We start from the raw sequence: 18754 nt of genomic DNA, 5'->3' as shown, positions 1-18754 counted from the left end.
GATAAGCCCGGCGACACACGGAGATTATCAGTGGCCTCTGCAAGTTCTGCGGCAACCAGCAAGACGTCTCAGATGAGTTCTGGGCCCACGCCCGCTAAACAAAGGGTTGCCGTGCTGGGTGGCAATCGCATCCCGTTCGCGAGATCAGATGGCGCCTACGCTGAGGCGACCAACCAGGACATGTTCGCGGCGGCTCTAGGTGGTCTGGTGGACCGATTTGGGCTGGCCGGCCAGCGATTGGGCATGGTGATCGGCGGCGCCGTGCTCAAGCACAGTCGGGACTTCAACCTGATGCGCGAATGTGTGCTGGGGTCACACCTGTCGCCATACACACCTGCGCTCGACATGCAGCAGGCCTGCGGAACTGGTCTGCAGGCAGCGATTGCCGCGGCCGATGGCATTGCAACTGGCCGTTATGAGGTGGCCGTTGCCGGCGGGGTGGACACCACTTCGGATGCGCCGATCGGCCTGGGTGACAACCTGCGCCGCAACCTGCTGAAGCTGCGCCGATCTAAGTCCAACGTGCAACGACTGAAGCTGGTGGGCGCGCTGCCTGCCAGCATCGGGGTCGAGATACCTGCAAATAGTGAGCCCCGCACTGGGCTGTCAATGGGAGAACACGCGGCCATCACCGCCAAGAAAATGGGGATTAAACGGGTCGACCAAGACGAACTGGCTGCCGCTAGCCATCGCAATATGGCCGATGCCTACGATCGGGGCTTTTTCGACGACCTGGTCACACCGTTTCTGGGGCTCTACCGCGATGATAATCTGCGGCCTAACTCTAATGTGGAGAAGTTGGCCACATTGAGCCCGGTTTTCGGAGTCAAGGCCGGTGACGCGACGATGACGGCGGGCAATTCCACTCCGCTGACTGACGGCGCCTCGGTTGCGTTGCTCGCCACCGAGCAGTGGGCTGCCGCACATTCATTGACCCCGCTAGCCTACCTGGTAGATACTCAGACTGCCGCGGTTGACTATGTTAGTGGAAATGATGGCTTGCTGATGGCACCGACCTACGCGGTGCCCCGGCTGTTAGCCCGCAACAGGCTGAGCTTGCAGGATTTCGACCTATACGAAATACACGAGGCGTTCGCCTCTGTGGTGTTGGCGCATCTGCAAGCGTGGGAGTCCGAAGAGTATTGCAAGGGGCGTCTGGGGCTCGATGCCGCGCTTGGGTCTATCGATCGATCCAAGCTCAATGTCAACGGTTCGTCATTGGCTGCTGGCCACCCCTTTGCGGCTACCGGCGGGCGTATCCTCGCGCAGACGGCCAAGCAACTTGCCGAGCAGAAGGAGGAACAACAGAAGGGCAGCGCGGCGGGCAAGCCCATGCGGGCTTTAATTTCGATTTGTGCTGCCGGTGGCCAAGGTGTGGCCGCGATCCTGGAAGCCTAGCGGCGATCGTCAGTGCGGCGAAGCTAGGCGTCGCCGGGTTTGCCACCCGACAGTAGTTTAGTCGGTCGCCAGCTGCCCTAGCCTGGCTAGTGATTCCACCTTAGAGAGTTAGAGACCATCAGAAGTAAGGTCCCCGCTTCAGCGGGGAAGCGCAGTGACTTTACAGTTTTCTCGGTCGTTGGCTAGAACGCGGCTTCGTCAAGCTCCATGATGTCGTTGTCCAATGTCTCAAGCACTTCGCGAGTGTTGGTCAACAGCGGTAAGAAGTTCTTCGCAAAGAACGATGACACCGCGACTTTACCTTCGTAGAAGGACCGTTCAGCGTCAGTGGCGCCGGCGTCGAGCGCCTGCACGGCCACCGCGGCTTGGCGCTGTAGCAACCAGCCGATGATCAGATCGCCAACGCTCATCAAGAAGCGCACCGACCCCAGACCTATTTTGTACAAGCTGGCGACGTCTTGCTGCGCTGCCATCAGGTAGCCAGTCAGCGAAGCTGTCATCCCCTTGATGTCGGCTAGAGCCTTGGCCAGCAGCTCGCGCTCGCTTTTAAGCCGGCCGTTACCAGTCTCGCTGTCGACGAACTGCTGGATCTGGTGCGACACATAGGCCAGAGCCACGCTCTTGTCGCGGACGATCTTGCGGAAGAAGAAATCCTGCGCCTGGACGGCGGTAGTGCCTTCGTACAGCGAGTCGATTTTCGCGTCACGGATGTACTGTTCAATCGGGTAGTCTTGCAGAAAACCCGAACCACCGAGGGTCTGCAGGCTCTCGGTGAGCTTTGCATAAGCCTGCTCGGAACCTACGCCCTTGACTATCGGCAACATCAGGTCATTGATCTTGACCGCCAGCTTAGCGTCTACGCCGTGTAACACCTCGGCGACTGCCGCGTCTTGGAAAGTGGCGGTGTAGAGGTACAGCGCTCGCAGACCTTCGGTGTACGCTTTCTGAGTCATCAGCGATCGGCGCACGTCAGGGTGATGTATGATGGTAACCCGCGGTGCGTTCTTGTCGGTCATCTGGGTCAGGTCGGCGCCCTGCACGCGGGACTTCGCATATTCAAGCGCGTTCAGGTATCCTGTCGACAGGGTGGCAATTGCCTTGGTGCCGACCATCATGCGTGCTTGCTCGATGACCTCAAACATCTGCGCGATGCCATCGTGCACCTCGCCGACCAGCCAGCCCTTGGCAGGCACGCCGTGCTGGCCAAAAGACAGCTCACAGGTGGCCGAGATCTTCAGACCCATCTTGTGCTCGACGTTGGTGACGAACACGCCGTTGCGCTTGCCAAGCTCCCCGGTCTCGGAGTCGAACAGGAACTTGGGCACGAAGAACAGCGACAAGCCTTTGGTGCCTGGCCCGGCGCCCTCGGGGCGGGCTAGCACGAGGTGAAAGATATTCTCAAAGAGGTCGTCGGAGTCACCCGAGGTGATAAAACGCTTAACCCCATCGATGTGCCAAGAGCCGTCCTTGTGCTGAACGGCTTTGGTCCGGCCGGCACCCACATCCGAGCCGGCATCCGGCTCGGTGAGTACCATGGTGGAGCCCCAATTGCGTTCGGCAGCCAACACAGCCCAGTTCTTCTGTTCTTCGGTACCGAGGTGGTAAAGAATGTTAGCGAAGCCGATGCCGCCGGCATACATCCATACCGCCGGGTTAGCGCCCAGAAGGTGCTCGTGTAGTGCCCATACCAGTGCCTTGGGCATCGGCATGCCACCGAGCGCTTCGTCGATACCAGCCTTGTTCCAACCGGCCTCGGCCACCGCCCTGCAAGACTTCTTGAACGACTCCGGTAGCGTGATCGAATGAGTTTCGGGGTGAAATACCGGGGGGTTGCGGTCACCTTCAGCGAACGACGCAGCGACGGGTCCCTCGGCCAGACGGCTGACCTGCGTCAATATTTCATGGGCGGTGTCGGTATCCAGATCGCTGAACTCACCGGTACCGAACACCTTGTCAACGCCTAACACTTCAAAGAGATTAAAAACCTGGTCGCGGACGTTGCTTTTGTAGTGGCTCACTATGGTCCTCCTCGTCGAGAAAACCACCAAAGAGGTCGGGTACCTCATCAGATTAAGTTACCCATTAGTAATATAGTATTGATAAAGATATATCGATCAAGTAGTTTCACGCAAGTCGGTATGAGCGGCATTACGCTTGCTAACTGACCAACTGGTTAGCGAGGACCTTTCCGCAACACTTGGCGCACCTGTCAAGTGCGATTGCTGAGTGTGATGGTTATGTACAAAATGATCAGTGTGCGCAACACCATGGCGCTGCCTGTGTGTGGATTTATGGGAGAATTATTGTGCACTAGCTTCCGCGGGGCAGCCCACAAGGTGGGCTTTTCTACCTGACTGGCCGTCATGTGTACGACGCCTCGAAGGGCAGGGTGCTAAAGGTAGCGCATCGGCTTGTCGAGCTGCCTCAAGCAGACAAAGATGCTATCGCTATGGCGAGCAGTCCACATTTCCGTGGCTATACGCCAGCTGGATGAAGAGCTAACATACGGCGAGGTAGACTGGTGTGGGCAAATTGACATGTAGGGGGTTCACTGATCGCTGGGTACGGCAAGTTAGACTACCTGTGGTTGAAGGGCCCCAATCAGTGGTTGGCAGCGTTGTCTGAGTTGCCCGGGATGATTTGGTGAATGGGACGCTCGCGCTGTCCGGTGTGGTCCGTGCCTTGCTGAGACATTGAGCGGCATTACTGGGCGACCCGCCTGATGTGTTGGATTCAGTCTTTGACGGAACACCCGTCACGCTCATCAACTGCGGAAGGCAGTTGACCGAGTTGCAATGCCGTATTTCTTCAATCCACGGTTGGACGCCCACATACCGATATTATCGCTGCTCGCCGAACTGGAAGCCCGCATCGCTGCCCGGTTGGCTTCGCCTGAAGACCCGTCCGACCAGATTTTCTCGGTCTACGGTCGTAATGCCTGGAAGAGCGGATTGCGAGTCCACCTGGATGTGTCCGCCGCTGGTGTTGTTTTGCGTGCAGAACATTTTCGACACCGTGGCTCAAGTTCAAAGCCGTACCAATGCTGGGCATCAGTGTGCTGGGCGAGGTTTATGACGAGGTGGTGTGCACGTTGGCCTGTCAAGACCGGGGACAGGCTCGCCGATTTGGAAACGGTGTCCAACGACACCGGTGCGGTCTTCATCACGGCCGCCAGTCTGTGGTTTAGAGAGTACAATCGGCTTGTTGACTTCGGTTGGTGAGCACGCCATCGTCTATGCCGTGCGGGTAAGCCAGGTCACCGTGGATCCTGACGCGGCTCTTACTGTATTCCACCACAGTATGCTTTGTCGGCTCGGCGTGTGAAGTCAGCACCATCGGCGCTTATCGACGGAACAACTTGCTACCCAACCACACCACAGGGGCGTGCTTGCGGTCGGCTCTCCGCTCTTTCAGCATCGGGATCAATGCATTTCCTATGCCTGTTGACGTCGGTTGCGTGGTTCAGTGGATGCATATTCAGCCCCCGTGATCCGCCTCAAGGATCGCAGTCCGGTGAACGCCTGCTTATTTTTCTCATGATCTCATAACTATGTGGCAGACGTTTTTGGCACGGGAAATATTTCGATGCACTTGCGGAATTTCTGCGAGCCCTGGACATCAACTTGCTTCATCTGGCATTCGCCAGGCTGTAGTTCCGTGGGCAGCGTGCACGATGGGTTTTCCTACGTCTTCTGGTAGTTGAATGATACGTTGGTAGCTAGATCGCAAATTGCCGGGAATGTTCGCATCGGGGTGACGGTGACGACTTTGTCTTCGCTGCAGGTCGGCATCCGAGTCATGCACATCAACCTAGGCTTGCCGTTGATCTCCACCGAGCAGGATCCGCACTTGCCTGCCTCGCAAGTTAAGTTCCAGCCCACCAGCAGGATCAGAAGCCTGCGTCTGTTTCAGTCGGAGACTGGTGTCAAGCACGATCTCGCCCTCGTTGACCTCGATGATGAAGTTGCAGAGTGCGCCACCGCCTTCGTCGCCGCGCCAAACCCGCATCCTCGCGTTCTAGATTATTTAGCCCGTCTACCCTGGGTGTTCGGCCAGCTTTTCAGTTGCCAACTTCGAGATCTCAAAGAGCTCTAACAAGTCGGGCCACATAGGTACCTGGAGTTCGCGGGTGATGCTGACGTGCGAACTTTCAGCTTCGCCGTTGATGCTTTGAGTTGCGCGAGTATACTAGCAAGGTCTTGCGCCGAGCTGGGTTCATATCGGGATGGTTGTCGAGGGTGTGGATGCCTCAACCGCCGTCACGCACTCGCTGACCAGCAGCCTGTTGCGCAGGTCGATGGCAAGATTACAGCCTTGGTTGTATTGCCAATCTCCTTTCACAAGAAGCATGTGCCGATAGAGAGCCTACAGCTCTTTCAACAAAATCAGTGCCCGCGCTATCTCCTCCTGGTTGCGGATGATGCCGACCAAGTCGTTCATCAAATACTGCAAGTCCATGTGTAGTGTGTACGGATTTTCCAGTACTTGAGCCGCCTTTCGATCACTCGAAGAGTTTTGACAGTGGTGTCGACAGTCTCCGGTGAGACGGCCGGACGGCTACTAAGCACCCGCACGTAGTCGGTGGTTCCCAGGCCGGCGCTGTGACCAAAAACCAGCAGATCAGACATTGAATTGTTGCCCAGCCGGTTTGAGCCGTACATGTAGCCGGAACATTTTCCGGCGGTGAACAGACTGGGAATTGTCGCCGCACTGGCATCCGCATCGACTTCGATAGTGCCGATGACCAGTGACCGGTGGGCTCGACTTCCATTGGCTGCGTGGTGATGTCGACCTTGGCGAAATTCATGGACTGGAGATACATCGACGGCAACTCCCGCTTGATGTCCGCGGGTATCAAACGGGATGCAATGTCGAAGTAAATTCCGCCGTGTGGGATATGCTTCAGTCGGCTGTGACATTACAGCATATTGTGCGCATGCCATGCACAATTTAATAGCGCGGCAGCAGGTTCGGGATGCGACGGGCGGGGTCATTGTTCTTGAGCTATTGGTCGGCCTCATGTTCGGTTTCGATATACTGGCCTTTGAACACCGGTGGGATGTAGTCGAACATGAGCCGCTTGCCATCTGAGTTCTTCAGGATCCCACCATCGCCGCGAGCATCCCGGTGATCAGGATTCCCTTCACGCTGGGGCTACACTATGCCGTTGGGTGAAATTAGACAAACTGTGGGTGTGCCGACTCTCAGTTTCAAAACTTGCCCGTTACCACGGTAATGTTAGGAATTCGAGGTCGCCTTGAATATCTTGTCGGTGCCGCCGGTGGCCAGCATCATCGCAGGCGTCTCGAACACGACGAACCGATCGTTTTCGCGCCAGTAGCCGAACACGCCGGCGACTCGCTCCCCAGTTCTTGAGACCGTCTTTAAATTAGCGCAGTAATCGTACATTCGGCGCATGCCCGTGACCCATGCTTCCTAGTCGCTGAGTTTGGCGTACTCCTTCTGCTGCATGATGTGGATCAACTCCAGGCCGAACCACGACCCCCCAACCCCCGTTTACGTACCGAGATGACCGGCCCGTAGTCCCACGCAGCCGGCGTTAATCACCACTACGTCATAGTAGTGGCGTTCAACCTCAATTATGAAATCTCACCTAGCCCTTTCTTGATACTTGTTGAAATGGGTTATCAACCAACAAATCTGATGTATTTAATTGTGTAGTTAGCTACTATTTTATGTATAAATTTATAAATTAAACTGTGCCTAGTAGTACCCATACTAATTGCATTTTTCTGGTGTTAAATTTGTTGACTTTCATCCAGATTAAAGTACCAAATTAGATGTTTGGACAAATGATCGATCTGGCCGCTAGTAACGTGCCGGAAAGAATAGCATACTATGGTGTGCTATCGCAACAAAAGAACATTTATCACCAAAATATTTTTGCCCAAACAGAAGTCGAAATCGAAGGGTGAATAGAACGCCACTATTGCACCGTATTTGTTGATCACTGAGACCATTAGTGTCAAATAGAAGAAGTGTCGGTGGCTAATACATATTGATCAGAAGAAAACGGGTTTCGCAGGTGTCGTGAGCGTGCGGTTCGGGCACTGAACAGCTGGTTGATGATTGTCGCGCTGTGACCCGTAGCAAGTCTTGAGCTAGTAGCAGGTAGGTCGAAACGTAAGCAGGAACGATAATGCCAATATTACCAACGTAATCCACCACAGGAAATGATCAGAATAAACGCCTAGATGAATGTTTTCGGGTTCGCGGGAGGAGCTGATAGACAGCGAATAGAACGGCGTTAGGTAGTGATATTCAGCTACTTAATAGCTGCTACTCTGAGAACGCTCGGATGGTGGCATAAAGAATAAACGTAGAAAAATCGAAGCTGGTTATCAGCGGTGGCAGTCACCACCGGTCAGCTCGGAGTGTTAGCTGTAGTACTTGGGCCCGGGTAGCCGAGAAAACGACGGTAGCAAGACGGGCTGCTAAATCTATTGGGGTCGTTACCCGGTCGAAGGGTACACAGAAAGCGCCTCCGGATTTTCGAGGGGCTTGGTTGTCAGGACCGGCTATGGCCCCCGACGCCTTCGTCGTCAACATCACGCCAGAAGTCGCTGTCGTACTGGGTGTCGGGAATAGCGATCTTCTCGCCCGACTGCTGGACGGTGGCGCGAGTCAGGTCCAGTTCGGAGATGTCAGTATCAAGTAACTCGACATCGCTGAGGATCCGATCAGTGTCGATGGTGATGCGACGCATCGCGGGGTTGTCGCCGTATCGCGCCTTCAATGAGGCTACGGACCGCCGCATTCTGCTGATGAGGTCATGAAGTTCGGCGAGTTCAATGGTGACGGACAAGCGAATCTCCTTCGGCAAACGGTGTTATGTATCACAATTATGCCTCCGATGCTATCCGCAGCGCGGCCCTGATATGAGCCAGGCTACATCGCGCAACTTAGGGAGTTGAATCACTGGGAACTTCATCGGGTCAGACCAAGCTTGCTGACCGGATGATAGCGTTGTTGAAACAGACGCCTGGTTTGCCGTTCTCACCGCGGGTAGTTGTCCGGTGGTTGATTCAATGAATTCAGCGGAGTTTGTGACCCCGACGAATTCATCTTCATTGTTTTCGCTCCGAAATTACTTTGTGATGATTATGCGCTGTACCTGGTCTGCGGTCGGGACATTGTAGGCACTGGTGACTCGCACCGTCAATACACCGGCAGCAGTAGGAAGCCTCGATGGCCTCGCTGGTGACATGCACGGGCAGCTGGAACGACCCAAGCGGATTTCACACAGCGGTGTGGTCAGCGCTTTGCCGGTGTGCTCATCGCAGCGTTTGCCGTTAATAACCCAGGAGGACACGGTCGACCTTGACGTTGACATCATTGTTCACGTCAACATCCAACAGGTCGAGACGAACCACTGCGTCGTCGCCATCCTTGGCGATTAGTTGCCGGATTGAAGGCTGGGCTTACGACTGTGTTGGCTTGACCTCACTATATCGATAGCTGGGATCATGGCCTGCTGGCGTTGTCTGGAAACGACTACACCGGTGACAATCGGGTTCGGTTGCTGCTCAACAACGTTTGTCGCTGAAATCAGATGTGCGACAAAACTGGTGTTCATCGCTGAGAGTGAGTAGCGTATTTGTGATGCTCTGATGTCGATAATCGGATTATACGATTTCGTTTAGTCGGCGTCCAACCGCGACCTGCCTTAGTGTCACGTTTACAGCACACTCGAATAGTTTAACGTAATTCGTAGCCGCAAATGCGCTGTGTCATTTTGAGCTGCATCATTTTAGGTTGCAGACGCGCGTCATCGAGATGATGCCGTGTTTGATGGCCTAATTGGCGTGTTTCTGACTCGGACGATCGCCGATCTCGGGATCGCCGTGTATGTCAGAACCGGCACCGAATCAATTGAATCCATTGAACATTCGGATGGTTTTAGCTTCTTCAGGTGTGCTTGATCGACGGCCAGAACAACAAAAGGTTATTGATGTCGGGGTGGTGATACCCGCGGCGGGTATCCAGGCGTGCGATGAGCTAATGGCAGCGGCGGGGTCGATGATTGTTAGCCGGCTCGATGTCCTTACTAAATTTACCTTGCCTTACATACGAAGCTTGGTGCGAACCCGCTGAACCTAATCCGCGACAAAATGTCAATATGGGCGATGATGACCTGTGTGGTCGTCAATTTAGTATTGCCGACCGCCTTGATGAGGTTCGGGCAGTCGTAGACGACGTCGATCATCACGTTGGCGCCGCGATCGGCCGGAGCAGTTGCCTCCGGAGTAACCTGTAGCTTGTGTAGCTACTAACGGATGACTCCTTGGATGTGGGGTTCGTCGAGCTTCACCAGTACGGTGCGGGCGCCCGGGGCAAGGTTGCCCATACTGGGCACTGCTGCCGTACGCAACACAGCCGCCCACGCCAATACCTAAACGGTGTTGCCGTATCGGCAGCGTATGTGCTTGATCGCCATAGTCGCGAACGTTACTGGTCACGACCAACCCCTTAGATAGGTCCTGCGCATGGTTGATTGCCAGATCCGTAACGCTTAATTTCTTCGGCGGTAACGCCAGAATCAGGGTAGGAACGAGGGAATGGGGAGGGATTTTGGAGCACTGCCAGAGACGCCTTAGAAAACGCTCAAAGGCAGGTAATCTGGCTAAGACTACCCCAGAATCTTGCCGATTTGTGCCGGTAGTTGGTCGGCGACCAGCGGGTAGCTCAATGTCGACGAAAAAGCTATTGCGCCGGCTTGGTCCTTAGTTGTGAAAATGTGGCGGTTTTGTGCTGTCGCTTGCGATGCTGCCACGTCGGGGTCGGCCAGCAGTGTCTTTTGGCCATCTGGCCCCTCGGTCAACCAGATCACCACGTCAGCGGAATCGAGCACAGTTTTGATGTGATCGCGTGGGATGACCGCGCGATGATCGTCGCCGAACGGTTTGATGCTGTCGGCGATGACCAAACCCATTTCATTGAGGAAGTCGGTCCGCCAGCCCGCGATGGTTGCGACCACAGTGCCTTGCCGTAAGGTGCCTTCCATCAACAACACTTTCTTACCCTTCCATCGCGGATTCTGCTGGGCAATGTCGGTGAACCGCTTATCGACGGTATCGATAAGCGACTTCATGTGATCGGCCTGAAACATCGCTTGTCCGATCGTGGTGGCCTGATCCTTCCACGGCTCGAAGAACGCGTCGCCATCCGACTGCGGGACAGTCGGGGCGATCGCCGACAGTTTCTGGTATGTAGCGGCGTCCACGCCAGCATTGATCGCCACAATCAGGTCGGGTTTTAGTCCGGCGATTTGGTCGACCGGGATACCGTTGTCCAGATTTAACACCACCGGTTGTGCGATGCCGAGTTTAGGTTGGGCCCACGGCCACACCGCGAACGGCTGATTACCGAACCAGTCGGTTACCGCGATAGGTACAGTTCCTACTGCGAGCAGGTCGTCTTGCTCGGTGTAGCCGGCACTAACAACTCGCTTGGGCGGCTCTTTGATGACGGTTTTACCGAAAAGGTGGGTGATGGTCACCACCTCACCGCCGGGGGGCACCGGCGGCCGTTTGAGTAACGAGCAACTCCCGATGCCCAGCAGTCCTGCGGCGCCGGCGAGCTGCAGGAACCCGCGCCGATCCCATCCGTCTCGCATCGCGTGAGCGTATCGCGTGGCGGTCTCGTAGCTGCCCCGATAGGCGGCGCGACTAGCTCGAGTTATGGTGTCCCGCTTGATGGTTCCGAAAGGTTTTCGGCTTGTAGCCGCACCACTGGTTGTAATCGGCGACTAGCCGTCCTGAGATGGGTGCAGGTCGATCGGCGCATGTTGCAGGTTGATCCGGACTCGATACCAGATCGAACTCGGCCCTCGCATGCCGTTGACTAAGACATCGGCAGGCTATAACCGGGCGGCTGTGGTGGAATAGCGGTCGCGCCACGCATCCAGCCTGGTAATTGCCTCGTCTCTGGTTTTAGTTCGAGCTATCTCGATAAGTGGTATTGAGGATTGGGCGCCGGCCGCTACCGGGGCCTACAGTTTTTTCGGACGCTTTAGACGTCTTCTCTGGGGGACCCAAGTTATTCGGCCAGCATCAGCAGTAGGCCAAGTCTCCCGATTGCGTCGTTAACACTCCGGCATCCGGGTACCGATTTCAGTGAACAGTATTGGGCGCGGCGGCGATGATGAACGCCTCGGGTTCGCGTCGGGCGTGCTTAGGTTCGAACCGTTGCTGACCTATGCTGCGATGGCTGCTGGCATAAGAAAGTGGGACAATTATAGTCATGCGGCTGGAGGTGCACGCAAGGCCATTTCCGCATAGCGCGACGTTCATCGACAGAAGAGATAAAGGGGACACTGCACTTACACGGAACTCGACCAGGCCGCTCACGCGGTAGTCAACGGACTGCTTGCCAAAGGGGTCTGCGGCGGGGACGGTATCGCCATCCTGGCGCGCAACCACCGCCGGTTTGTCATCGCGAACTACGGCTTTGCGCGGGCGGGTGCCTGCATGTTCTGCTCAACAGCGAATTTTCCGGTCCGTAAATCCAAGAGAGGTGTCGGAGCACGAGGGCGCCACAAGGTGATCATCTATGATGATGAATACACCTAGGCCGTCAGTTTGGCCGAGCCGCCGCCGGGTAGGCTGGGGGCGCTTGGTGTTAACTCTGACGAATCCCAGCTGTCTGATAGTATTGACGAGGCATTGGCGGAGCCCATCGTGCGCAGCAGTTCCGCGCCCGTTCTTAAGATAGCTAAGCGTACCTCGGTCATCATTCTGACTAGCGGGACGACCAGGCAATCCCCGGGGGGTCAACCGCAATGCTTCGGGGACACTGACGCCGCTTGGTGGCATCTTGCAGTACGCCGCCATTGATGAGGACGCGATCAAAACCTATGTCCGTGACCATCTGGCCCGCTACAAGGTGCCGCGGGAAGTGATCTTCCTCGAAGAATGACCACGTAACCCCACCGGTAAGCTTCTCAAGCGCGAGCTGCACAATTGCGAGATTCATTAGTGGCGATCTCGGGGATATGTCGCGCGGCAACAATGGCTTGATCCAGACGTACGCTGCAGTTGTACCCTGAATAGAGCCCCGGCCGCGGACTCGAACTCCAGTTTTGGCGCTAAACGAGATCGAGATAGCGCACATCTTGGCTCTGTGCTAGCCGAAGTGGTCATGACCATCGCTAACTGCGGTAACGCCTGGCCAACCCAGCGGCCTGGCATGTACCATCATGTTTGAGCAGGTCATGTCAAGTCATTGAAAGTGCACGCTAGTTTGGTCTCGTTGCAAAAGTGTAAGGGCCAACTGACGGACCATCATTTTCTTGGAGTCGTAGTAGTGGTAAAGTATTGTAAGGCCATGGAACGGTCTGCTTCGGCGGCTATGCCAGCGATGGTAGTTGCGAGGATGTCTTTGCACATGATGACGGTTCGGACGGTGTTGGCGATCGCTGTTTATGTTTGTCGGCCGCGGTGTGTCGAACGCTCAGCTAGTCCGGCCACCAGGTTCTGTCGCGATTGACGCCTGGCACTCCCTTTTCGCGCGTGGTATGCGTTTCGTGCACGGGGAATCTCTAGAGCAAGGCTGAAATTGATGTTAGTGGAACCTGGCCAGAGCTAGGTTTCTAAGTTCACCGCGGATCGAGGGGAGCCGAATGGTGGTCAAGCCGCATAACACCAACAATGAGTTCCATCTCGGCGGGATCAACCATGTCGCGCTGGTGTTTTCAGACATGATGCGTACCGTGTATTTTTTATAGCAACATCTTTCTTCGGCATTCTGCTGATTAAGTTGCTCGATCTATCCGGAGGCACGGCCAGCATTTCTTTTTCGACACCGGCAATGAGGACTGTGTGGCATTATTCTGGCTTTCTGAGACGCCTGAGCGTCTCGTCGCTGGGCATCATCGCAGGCATCGCTGCTCATCACCAGCGCGGTGAGCACGATGAACCATCTGGCGTTTCACCTATCTGCTGAGAAGTTCGACGTGTACCGGCAACGGCTTAAGGACAAAGGCGTGCGGGTCTGCCTGGTGCTCAATAACGACGAGAGCGAGACACAGGTTTCTGTGACAGTGCATCCAGGAGTACACTTTTGGTCGTTCTACTTACAGAATCGCGATGGCACTACGCTGAAATTCTATTGCTGGACAAAGCGGTTCAGTATACATAGGTGTGCAGTCTGTATCGAAGACGGTTGCTTACCGGCGGCCTCTCACGGTAGCTCAGCGCTAACTATGACTGATCGTGTTTTGACTGATGCGCAGATCGCGGCATTGTCTCTCGAGCAGCGGAACGAGCTGGTTTCTTGACTGGTGCGGCCGCTGAGCGACCTGGTGGATCCGGTGGCCTGCAGCCGAATGTGGCGTATCCGACTGAGTCTGATAATCAGTGGTGCGATCATATTGGTCCCCTGGATTTGTATATCTCGCAATAACACTGTCGCAGAGCGATATTGCCCATAACTTGCCCGCTATCTGGGTGAGATTCGACATCTCAATTGGTCGAGTTCATATTGGCCATCGCCTTGATCAGATACTTGCGCCGGCAGCTGCTTACGTTCGCTGCGTCCACCTCTAGGGTGCTGCTGATCTGCGACGCATGATTAAGCCTGATGATAGCTGGACCCAATGACCTCTGGTTATTGGTGATAACGGCCCTGCTGGTTGGGGTTCCCTTGGCGATTCTGATGGTCGCAGGTGCGCACTGCATCATGCGACTCATCCGGACAGGTTTGTGGCTGCTGGAGCCGAGGATGCGGTTGTGTTAGATGTCGTTGTTCGCGTGAGACGGGGACGGTACAGGTAGGGGTCGGCGAGCTCGTCGAGCAGCGACACCAATTGGTTGGATTCAAGGTTGACGTTGCCGGCCAGCCAGGCGCTGGCAGCTTGTCTGACGCCACTGACGACGAAATGCGCTGCTACTGTAGGGTAGTCGTTGGCCGGTTTGCGCGACGGACTGGTGTGTGTGGTGCTACTGGTCGGTCCGGCTAACGTGATCATGAAACTGGCGCAACCCGGCGTCGGCTAGGATTTATGTAGAGAGTCGTGTCGGCAGTGGCCGCTTGAGCTTGCACCCAGTCAAACGGGTGCACACTGTACTTTAATACTTTATTCGCCTTATTATTCGTCGTGGCCATCGTCGGCAATGGTGCTCAGAAAGCGGCCTTCTGTCACGTGGTGAACCACGTGGATGCGCAAGTCTATTTGACAACTGAAAGCCCGATGCAGTACTATATTTTGATATTAAATTGTAGCTATAGGTGGGGATGTATTTCTGCAAGGTCGTGGTTGATATTTACCGCATCTTAATCGGTGGATTAAGTGACGGGGATGCTGGTAGCTGGTGATATGACGCTAGTGACAACGTTGCAGGTGTCATCTGGAATGTGACCACCGGATCGGGAAGCCTTCGGTTGGTACCGGTAGGAATCGTTGGCTAAAGTGCACATCGGCGACACTGTCCGTGATTACCTGTATCCGATCGCTGCAGTCTGTATCAAGGGCATCGCTTTATAACATCCTGGGCGGCGACTGTCGGAGAATGTCACGCTGTTGATTATCATCGGATTCTTGTCGCAGTGATTCCGCGGCCAGATGAGGTTATTATGGGAAGCTGTCGAACAACGGTGATTCAACCGGTGGATAGCCCGTATTGACTACTGCGAACCAGCTTCATCCTGCGGTCTGTTCGGCAGTTTTCTTTCAACGTGTTGCTGTGAGATCTGGATCGGTAGGTCAAGACGAGGCATCCGCTAGTCTGGCACGCCACGCTGGGACACTGAACGGTCTGGTCGCCACCGGTGTAAATGCTCATGGGTTGACCGCTCGGGTCGGCATCACGCGTGGCGAGACCGTCTGCAGGTAGCTTCGTCGGCGTCGCTATGTGGATAGATTCTACCGCCGGAGGTGTATTCAGCGTTGCTTAGCAGCGATCTGGAACCGTGGCCCCTGCTAACAACGGTAGGGACATGGAAGTTGTTAAGTGCTAAATATGCCGCATTGGCACAATAACTTGACGCGTTATTGGCAGCGGTGCAGGCCAGCGTGTAAGAGGGTCCAAGCGTGGAATCGTTTGTGCTCGTTCATGCCCCGTGCCTGATGTGGTTTACACAGGCCAACGCAGAAAAGACTGCCCTACACGAGACTAATGCTGTGGTGTTGGCGGCCACGCTTGAACTGGACGGTAACCAAGACCTACCATGGAGCCTTCGTGTCGACCAGCTTCTTGGAGGTCAACACCGTACCCGATTATGCTCAACGCAATCCAGTACGTGCCAGACGTGAATTCAGGGTGCTGTCACGATGAGTTATTATGAAGCACTAGCCATTGCCACTAGGGCGATGACTTCAGTGCATAACAACTCAGCGGTACCGCCATGGGTGCGTATGATCCGGTGATCTATAACTGGGTAGGAGATGTCATTCCCGACATTACATGGAACGTCAGGATCGATTGGGACCCCGACGAAAGCACCGTTAACGTGCTCGACTACCACGCGTATGTAAACCCGGGTAAAGTGATATACTGGACCGCTTGAAGCCTCGAACTTTTGAGGATTTCCAAGACAATTTGCCGAATATTTTAAGGACAAATCCGCTGACAGCTTTCCAGTACCTGTTTAGCTCGGCGCCGTTCAACTGACCAGATCACATTGCGTTGCGAGTCAGCTGCAGACATGGTGTGGTGATGGTCGGCGCAGCGATTTCCGTGACCGGGTCTAGAGGTGGCCTTGCCATGCTGGTTGAGTTCGCTGGTCCTGGTTCGGGTACCGACGTTAGCATCCGTTGCTGTCGCGTCTAAATGTCATGGCCGGTTGCTGAGAAGCCCTGACTAGCGGCCCCGCCCACGGTGTCCCTACCGATGGTTTCGGTGTCCGCTCCTTGGCATGCGTCGAGTATTGTTGCTGGTTCTATGCCACCGACACTGCCATCGACGGGTGGGACGGGTTTTCGGTCTTGCTATGCGGCACCTCCCGGCATGGGGTTCGGCTTTGGGATGAATGTCAGTCCCAAGAGAAAGATCTCGGAGCCGGATGGTCTCGGGGCAGCCGCGGTGACGGCCCGTGCGAGCAGGCACAAGTGCGGCGACGACAGCGGGTAGGGTTGGGCGGGGCGGGCGACGGGTTTATAGACATGAATGTTCATGTTGAGCCCGACTGGGGCGCCACGCTCATCGAGTAGCCAATCGCGTCGACGGTGGCCTCGGGTCAGGGCGTCGAAATATCTTTGGTTCGTCGGCACCGAACCAAAGAAGGCGGTCGCTGAAGGGGCGGGTTTAACCACATTGGCTGGCAATACGGTACCTATGAGCACAGCGACAACGTGGCTCACTAGCACATGACTTCACTACTCCGCTGCGTCTCTGTTGGCCGGTGTGGTTGTCCCGGGCAGGGGAAAATGTTGCGGTCACATCTGTAGTGTGAGTTGGGGTGATGAGTAGGTAGGATATCATTCCAAGTGTCGGTTCGACTGTATTAAAGTGCCAGCTCGGTGGTATTATTCGTGGTGACCATGCGAGCATTGGAGGTACAGAGGCCTGATCCGCTGGCCGTCGATGCCTTATGTGAAAGTATTTTGTTGTGTCGTTGGTAGTGTCGCGGTCGACGTTCTCGATGGCAAAGAACCCGATCATCCACTCAAAACCAGTGACTTCGGCGAGTATTTCATCAACCTCCAGGGCGCGCACCCAAGTACTTCGATGAGTACTTTCGGCGAGCTGTCTGTCAGTGCCGATGTGCGACAGGTGATCGTCTTGGCGGCAGGACTGGACTCTCTCACCTGCCGGCTGGCGTGGTACAATGCGACGGCAATTTTTGAGTTGGCCTAATCCATAGGTCATTGACTTCAAACGCTAGGTGCTTACCGGCCCGGGGACCCAACCGCGTACCGATCGTTGTGGGATCGTGATCGGTCTGCGCGATAACTGGCTTTATAGAGTTGTGGAACAGTGGGTTTAATATAATAATATTAATATAGTACCGTCGGAACATTAATATAGTACCGTTTGCGTAGATTGCCACGGTGTTATATGGCTTACCTATCGGCCACCAAGTGGTTAGGCGCCCGAGGTTGGGCTGTAATCAGCACTTCGTTGGCAGGTTATATGCGCCAGGTCGGCTGATGGCCAGACCCGAAGCCCAAGCTGGGTTGATGGTCACCTCCAGTCCGTGGTTAGTGCTGCCAGGAGACGGGGTGGCTTAGTGTCGGGTTTTTGTTACCCCAGTGCGAGAACTCAGGAGAGAATTGTGCCCCCATGCCGGAGCTTTTCCGCGCTTAGCACCGACTACCAGTTGTGTGGTGGCGCGATCGTTGAGTCCGCTTCTATCGATGAGGAGTCTCTTCCATGACGCTTCTGGTAATTGCTGATGTGGTGGTCTAGCTGGTGTGTGCTGTGGCTGATGTGGGCTAGCACCAACAGTGAGGGAATCGCGGTAAAACATAGAGAGCGTGGGCCGCTGTGTAAAGTATTACGTTGGCCGTGATGCCGACTTGGATGGGGCTGGCCATCAGCTATGCGATGTATAGCTACGAGTTTCTTTGGGCTCAGTATCGCCCCAAGATGGCGACTATACCCACCAATTGCGCTAAATCAAGGCCGGCTGTATGTAGATGTAGATCCAGGCGGTCGCCACGATGACCACTTAGCGGGCGGTCTCTAGCGTGGTGGCATCAACGATCAGCACCACAGGCTGATCTGGCGCTGCAAATCGAAAATCCGGACAGCTCTGACCGCGGCGCCAATAGCGATGATCAAGACATTGCCGATGATGACGCTGGCAATCCATACGAGCTGAGTTGGTGGACGAATCATTTCCTGGAGGTTCCTGAAATTTTGTGGAGAGATGTACTGGAATTTTCACAACATTTAGCCGGGGTGGTAGTACAACTACAGTCTGATATGTGGGGGTTCAGGTTGCTCCGGCCGCAGTGGCCGCTACATTGACATCTCAATTTTCTGGTCTGCCAGTGGTTACTAGCACCTCTGGTGCTGAGTGGTGTGCTCGCCTTTGCCTCCGCGCCGATTACGGCCCTGGCTCCGCCAACCATGGTGCTCATGGTGGGCGCTTCTACGCTGCCGCTTGTTGGTCCAGGGAGTTTTGGTTACCTCTGTTCGGTGGGTCCTCCCGGCTTTGAGTTGGGCGCGTCCATCAGCATCGATGCGAGCATCAGTACGCAGAGAGAGGTGCCTGCGCCCGGTACTGTGGCTGCGGAGACGGCTGTCGTCAGGAGTTGGGTGCGATGGCGCATCCAGCCAGCTGCTTGGCTATAGCGACAAGTTTATGTAGATGGATGTTCAGGTTGAGTCAGATTGGGGCGTACCGCTGGGTAAAGGTCGGTCACTGCAGCGATTGCGCTGGGTCAACAGGC

13 protein-coding genes and 6 pseudogenes are annotated in these 18754 nt (G+C 55.4%); 9 read left to right on the top strand and 10 right to left on the bottom strand.

What is annotated here, in order from left to right; translation table 11 throughout:
- Positions 1-72 precede the first annotated feature (72 nt).
- A complete protein-coding gene (locus MUBE_RS12680; protein ID WP_116540796.1) occupies positions 73-1398 on the top strand; it encodes an acetyl-CoA C-acetyltransferase in 1326 nt (441 codons plus the stop codon).
- 182 nt (positions 1399-1580) lie between these two features.
- Here the strand turns inward: MUBE_RS12680 and MUBE_RS12675 are convergent, their stop codons facing one another.
- Entirely contained in the window at positions 1581-3416 is a 1836-nt protein-coding gene (locus tag MUBE_RS12675) for an acyl-CoA dehydrogenase (protein ID WP_116540795.1), read from the bottom strand.
- Positions 3417-3763: 347 nt separating this feature from the next.
- Between MUBE_RS12675 and MUBE_RS18410 the strand changes: the two genes are divergently transcribed.
- Entirely contained in the window at positions 3764-3892 is a 129-nt protein-coding gene (locus MUBE_RS18410; protein ID WP_341537709.1) for a hypothetical protein, read from the top strand.
- Between the two features lie 479 nt (positions 3893-4371).
- Positions 4372-4722: pseudogene (locus tag MUBE_RS18405) on the top strand (flavin reductase family protein); the annotation flags it as partial.
- A gap of 18 nt (positions 4723-4740) precedes the next feature.
- On the opposite strand, the pseudogene MUBE_RS12665 reads toward MUBE_RS18405, so the two are convergent.
- The 3 genes and pseudogenes from MUBE_RS12665 to MUBE_RS12650 all read right to left on the bottom strand — a co-directional run bounded on the left by MUBE_RS12665 (position 4741) and on the right by MUBE_RS12650 (position 8224).
- Positions 4741-5406, bottom strand: a pseudogene (locus tag MUBE_RS12665) (2Fe-2S iron-sulfur cluster-binding protein).
- A 1230-nt stretch (positions 5407-6636) separates the two neighbouring features.
- The gene (locus MUBE_RS15235; protein WP_133297118.1) at positions 6637-6816 is read right to left on the bottom strand and encodes a hypothetical protein; all 180 of its coding nucleotides are present in this window, start codon (positions 6814-6816) and stop codon (positions 6637-6639) included.
- A gap of 1111 nt (positions 6817-7927) precedes the next feature.
- A complete protein-coding gene (locus MUBE_RS12650; RefSeq protein WP_116540818.1) occupies positions 7928-8224 on the bottom strand; it encodes a hypothetical protein in 297 nt (98 codons plus the stop codon).
- 340 nt (positions 8225-8564) lie between these two features.
- On the opposite strand from MUBE_RS12650, the gene MUBE_RS19145 reads away from it, so the two are divergent.
- Positions 8565-8819 carry a hypothetical protein gene (locus MUBE_RS19145; RefSeq protein ID WP_116540793.1) on the top strand — a complete coding sequence of 85 codons (255 nt, stop codon included), beginning with the start codon at positions 8565-8567 and terminating at the stop codon, positions 8817-8819.
- A 653-nt stretch (positions 8820-9472) separates the two neighbouring features.
- Here the strand turns inward: MUBE_RS19145 and MUBE_RS20510 are convergent.
- The 3 genes and pseudogenes from MUBE_RS20510 to MUBE_RS18395 form a co-directional block, all read right to left on the bottom strand.
- Positions 9473-9646 (bottom strand): annotated as a pseudogene (locus MUBE_RS20510) (allophanate hydrolase); the annotation flags it as partial.
- A 402-nt stretch (positions 9647-10048) separates the two neighbouring features.
- Positions 10049-11035: an ABC transporter substrate-binding protein gene (locus MUBE_RS12635; protein WP_116540791.1), complete on the bottom strand. Its 987-nt coding sequence runs from the start codon at positions 11033-11035 to the stop codon at positions 10049-10051.
- Positions 11036-11087: 52 nt separating this feature from the next.
- Positions 11088-11508 (bottom strand): annotated as a pseudogene (locus MUBE_RS18395) (DNA polymerase domain-containing protein); the annotation flags it as partial.
- 74 nt (positions 11509-11582) lie between these two features.
- On the opposite strand from MUBE_RS18395, the pseudogene MUBE_RS12625 reads away from it, so the two are divergent.
- Positions 11583-12243: pseudogene (locus tag MUBE_RS12625) on the top strand (AMP-binding protein); the annotation flags it as partial.
- Between the two features lie 799 nt (positions 12244-13042).
- Positions 13043-13619, top strand: a pseudogene (locus MUBE_RS12620) (VOC family protein).
- Positions 13620-14104: 485 nt separating this feature from the next.
- On the opposite strand, the gene MUBE_RS16415 reads toward MUBE_RS12620, so the two are convergent.
- Positions 14105-14386 (bottom strand): hypothetical protein, encoded by a 282-nt coding sequence (locus tag MUBE_RS16415; RefSeq protein WP_207801714.1) that lies wholly within the window; start codon positions 14384-14386, stop codon positions 14105-14107.
- A 1376-nt stretch (positions 14387-15762) separates the two neighbouring features.
- On the opposite strand from MUBE_RS16415, the gene MUBE_RS16050 reads away from it, so the two are divergent.
- The gene (locus tag MUBE_RS16050; protein WP_165849856.1) at positions 15763-15924 is read left to right on the top strand and encodes a hypothetical protein; all 162 of its coding nucleotides are present in this window, start codon (positions 15763-15765) and stop codon (positions 15922-15924) included.
- A gap of 421 nt (positions 15925-16345) precedes the next feature.
- Here MUBE_RS16050 and MUBE_RS12605 read toward each other — a convergent pair whose 3' ends face one another.
- On the bottom strand, positions 16346-16717 hold the full coding sequence (locus MUBE_RS12605; protein WP_133297116.1) for a hypothetical protein: 372 nt from the start codon (positions 16715-16717) through the stop codon (positions 16346-16348).
- Between the two features lie 223 nt (positions 16718-16940).
- Between MUBE_RS12605 and MUBE_RS18390 the strand changes: the two genes are divergently transcribed.
- A complete protein-coding gene (locus tag MUBE_RS18390; protein WP_243633046.1) occupies positions 16941-17213 on the top strand; it encodes a class I SAM-dependent methyltransferase in 273 nt (90 codons plus the stop codon).
- Positions 17214-18062: 849 nt separating this feature from the next.
- Here the strand turns inward: MUBE_RS18390 and MUBE_RS19140 are convergent.
- Entirely contained in the window at positions 18063-18197 is a 135-nt protein-coding gene (locus tag MUBE_RS19140; protein ID WP_279386736.1) for a hypothetical protein, read from the bottom strand.
- A 174-nt stretch (positions 18198-18371) separates the two neighbouring features.
- On the opposite strand from MUBE_RS19140, the gene MUBE_RS16045 reads away from it, so the two are divergent.
- A complete protein-coding gene (locus MUBE_RS16045; RefSeq protein WP_116540789.1) occupies positions 18372-18656 on the top strand; it encodes a hypothetical protein in 285 nt (94 codons plus the stop codon).
- Positions 18657-18754: the final 98 nt, after the last annotated feature.

It is taken from the genome of Mycobacterium uberis (assembly GCF_003408705.1).
Classification (GTDB): Bacteria; Actinomycetota; Actinomycetes; order Mycobacteriales; family Mycobacteriaceae; genus Mycobacterium; species Mycobacterium uberis.
The sequence above is the reverse complement of the archived record's forward strand: the minus strand, read 5'-3'. Positions and strand labels throughout refer to the sequence as shown.

What these genes read in the sequence shown, in the direction of transcription:
- MUBE_RS12680 (WP_116540796.1), top strand. Translation starts at nt 73, where the DNA reads ATGAGTTCTGGGCCCACGCCCGCTAAACAAAGGGTTGCCGTGCTGGGT.
- MUBE_RS15235 (WP_133297118.1), bottom strand. Translation starts at nt 6,816, where the DNA reads ATGCGCCGAATGTACGATTACTGCGCTAATTTAAAGACGGTCTCAAGA.
- MUBE_RS12635 (WP_116540791.1), bottom strand. Translation starts at nt 11,035, where the DNA reads ATGCGAGACGGATGGGATCGGCGCGGGTTCCTGCAGCTCGCCGGCGCC.
- MUBE_RS16415 (WP_207801714.1), bottom strand. Translation starts at nt 14,386, where the DNA reads ATGATCACGTTAGCCGGACCGACCAGTAGCACCACACACACCAGTCCG.
- MUBE_RS16050 (WP_165849856.1), top strand. Translation starts at nt 15,763, where the DNA reads ATGGGTGCGTATGATCCGGTGATCTATAACTGGGTAGGAGATGTCATT.
- MUBE_RS18390 (WP_243633046.1), top strand. Translation starts at nt 16,941, where the DNA reads ATGCCTTATGTGAAAGTATTTTGTTGTGTCGTTGGTAGTGTCGCGGTC.
- MUBE_RS19140 (WP_279386736.1), bottom strand. Translation starts at nt 18,197, where the DNA reads ATGATTCGTCCACCAACTCAGCTCGTATGGATTGCCAGCGTCATCATC.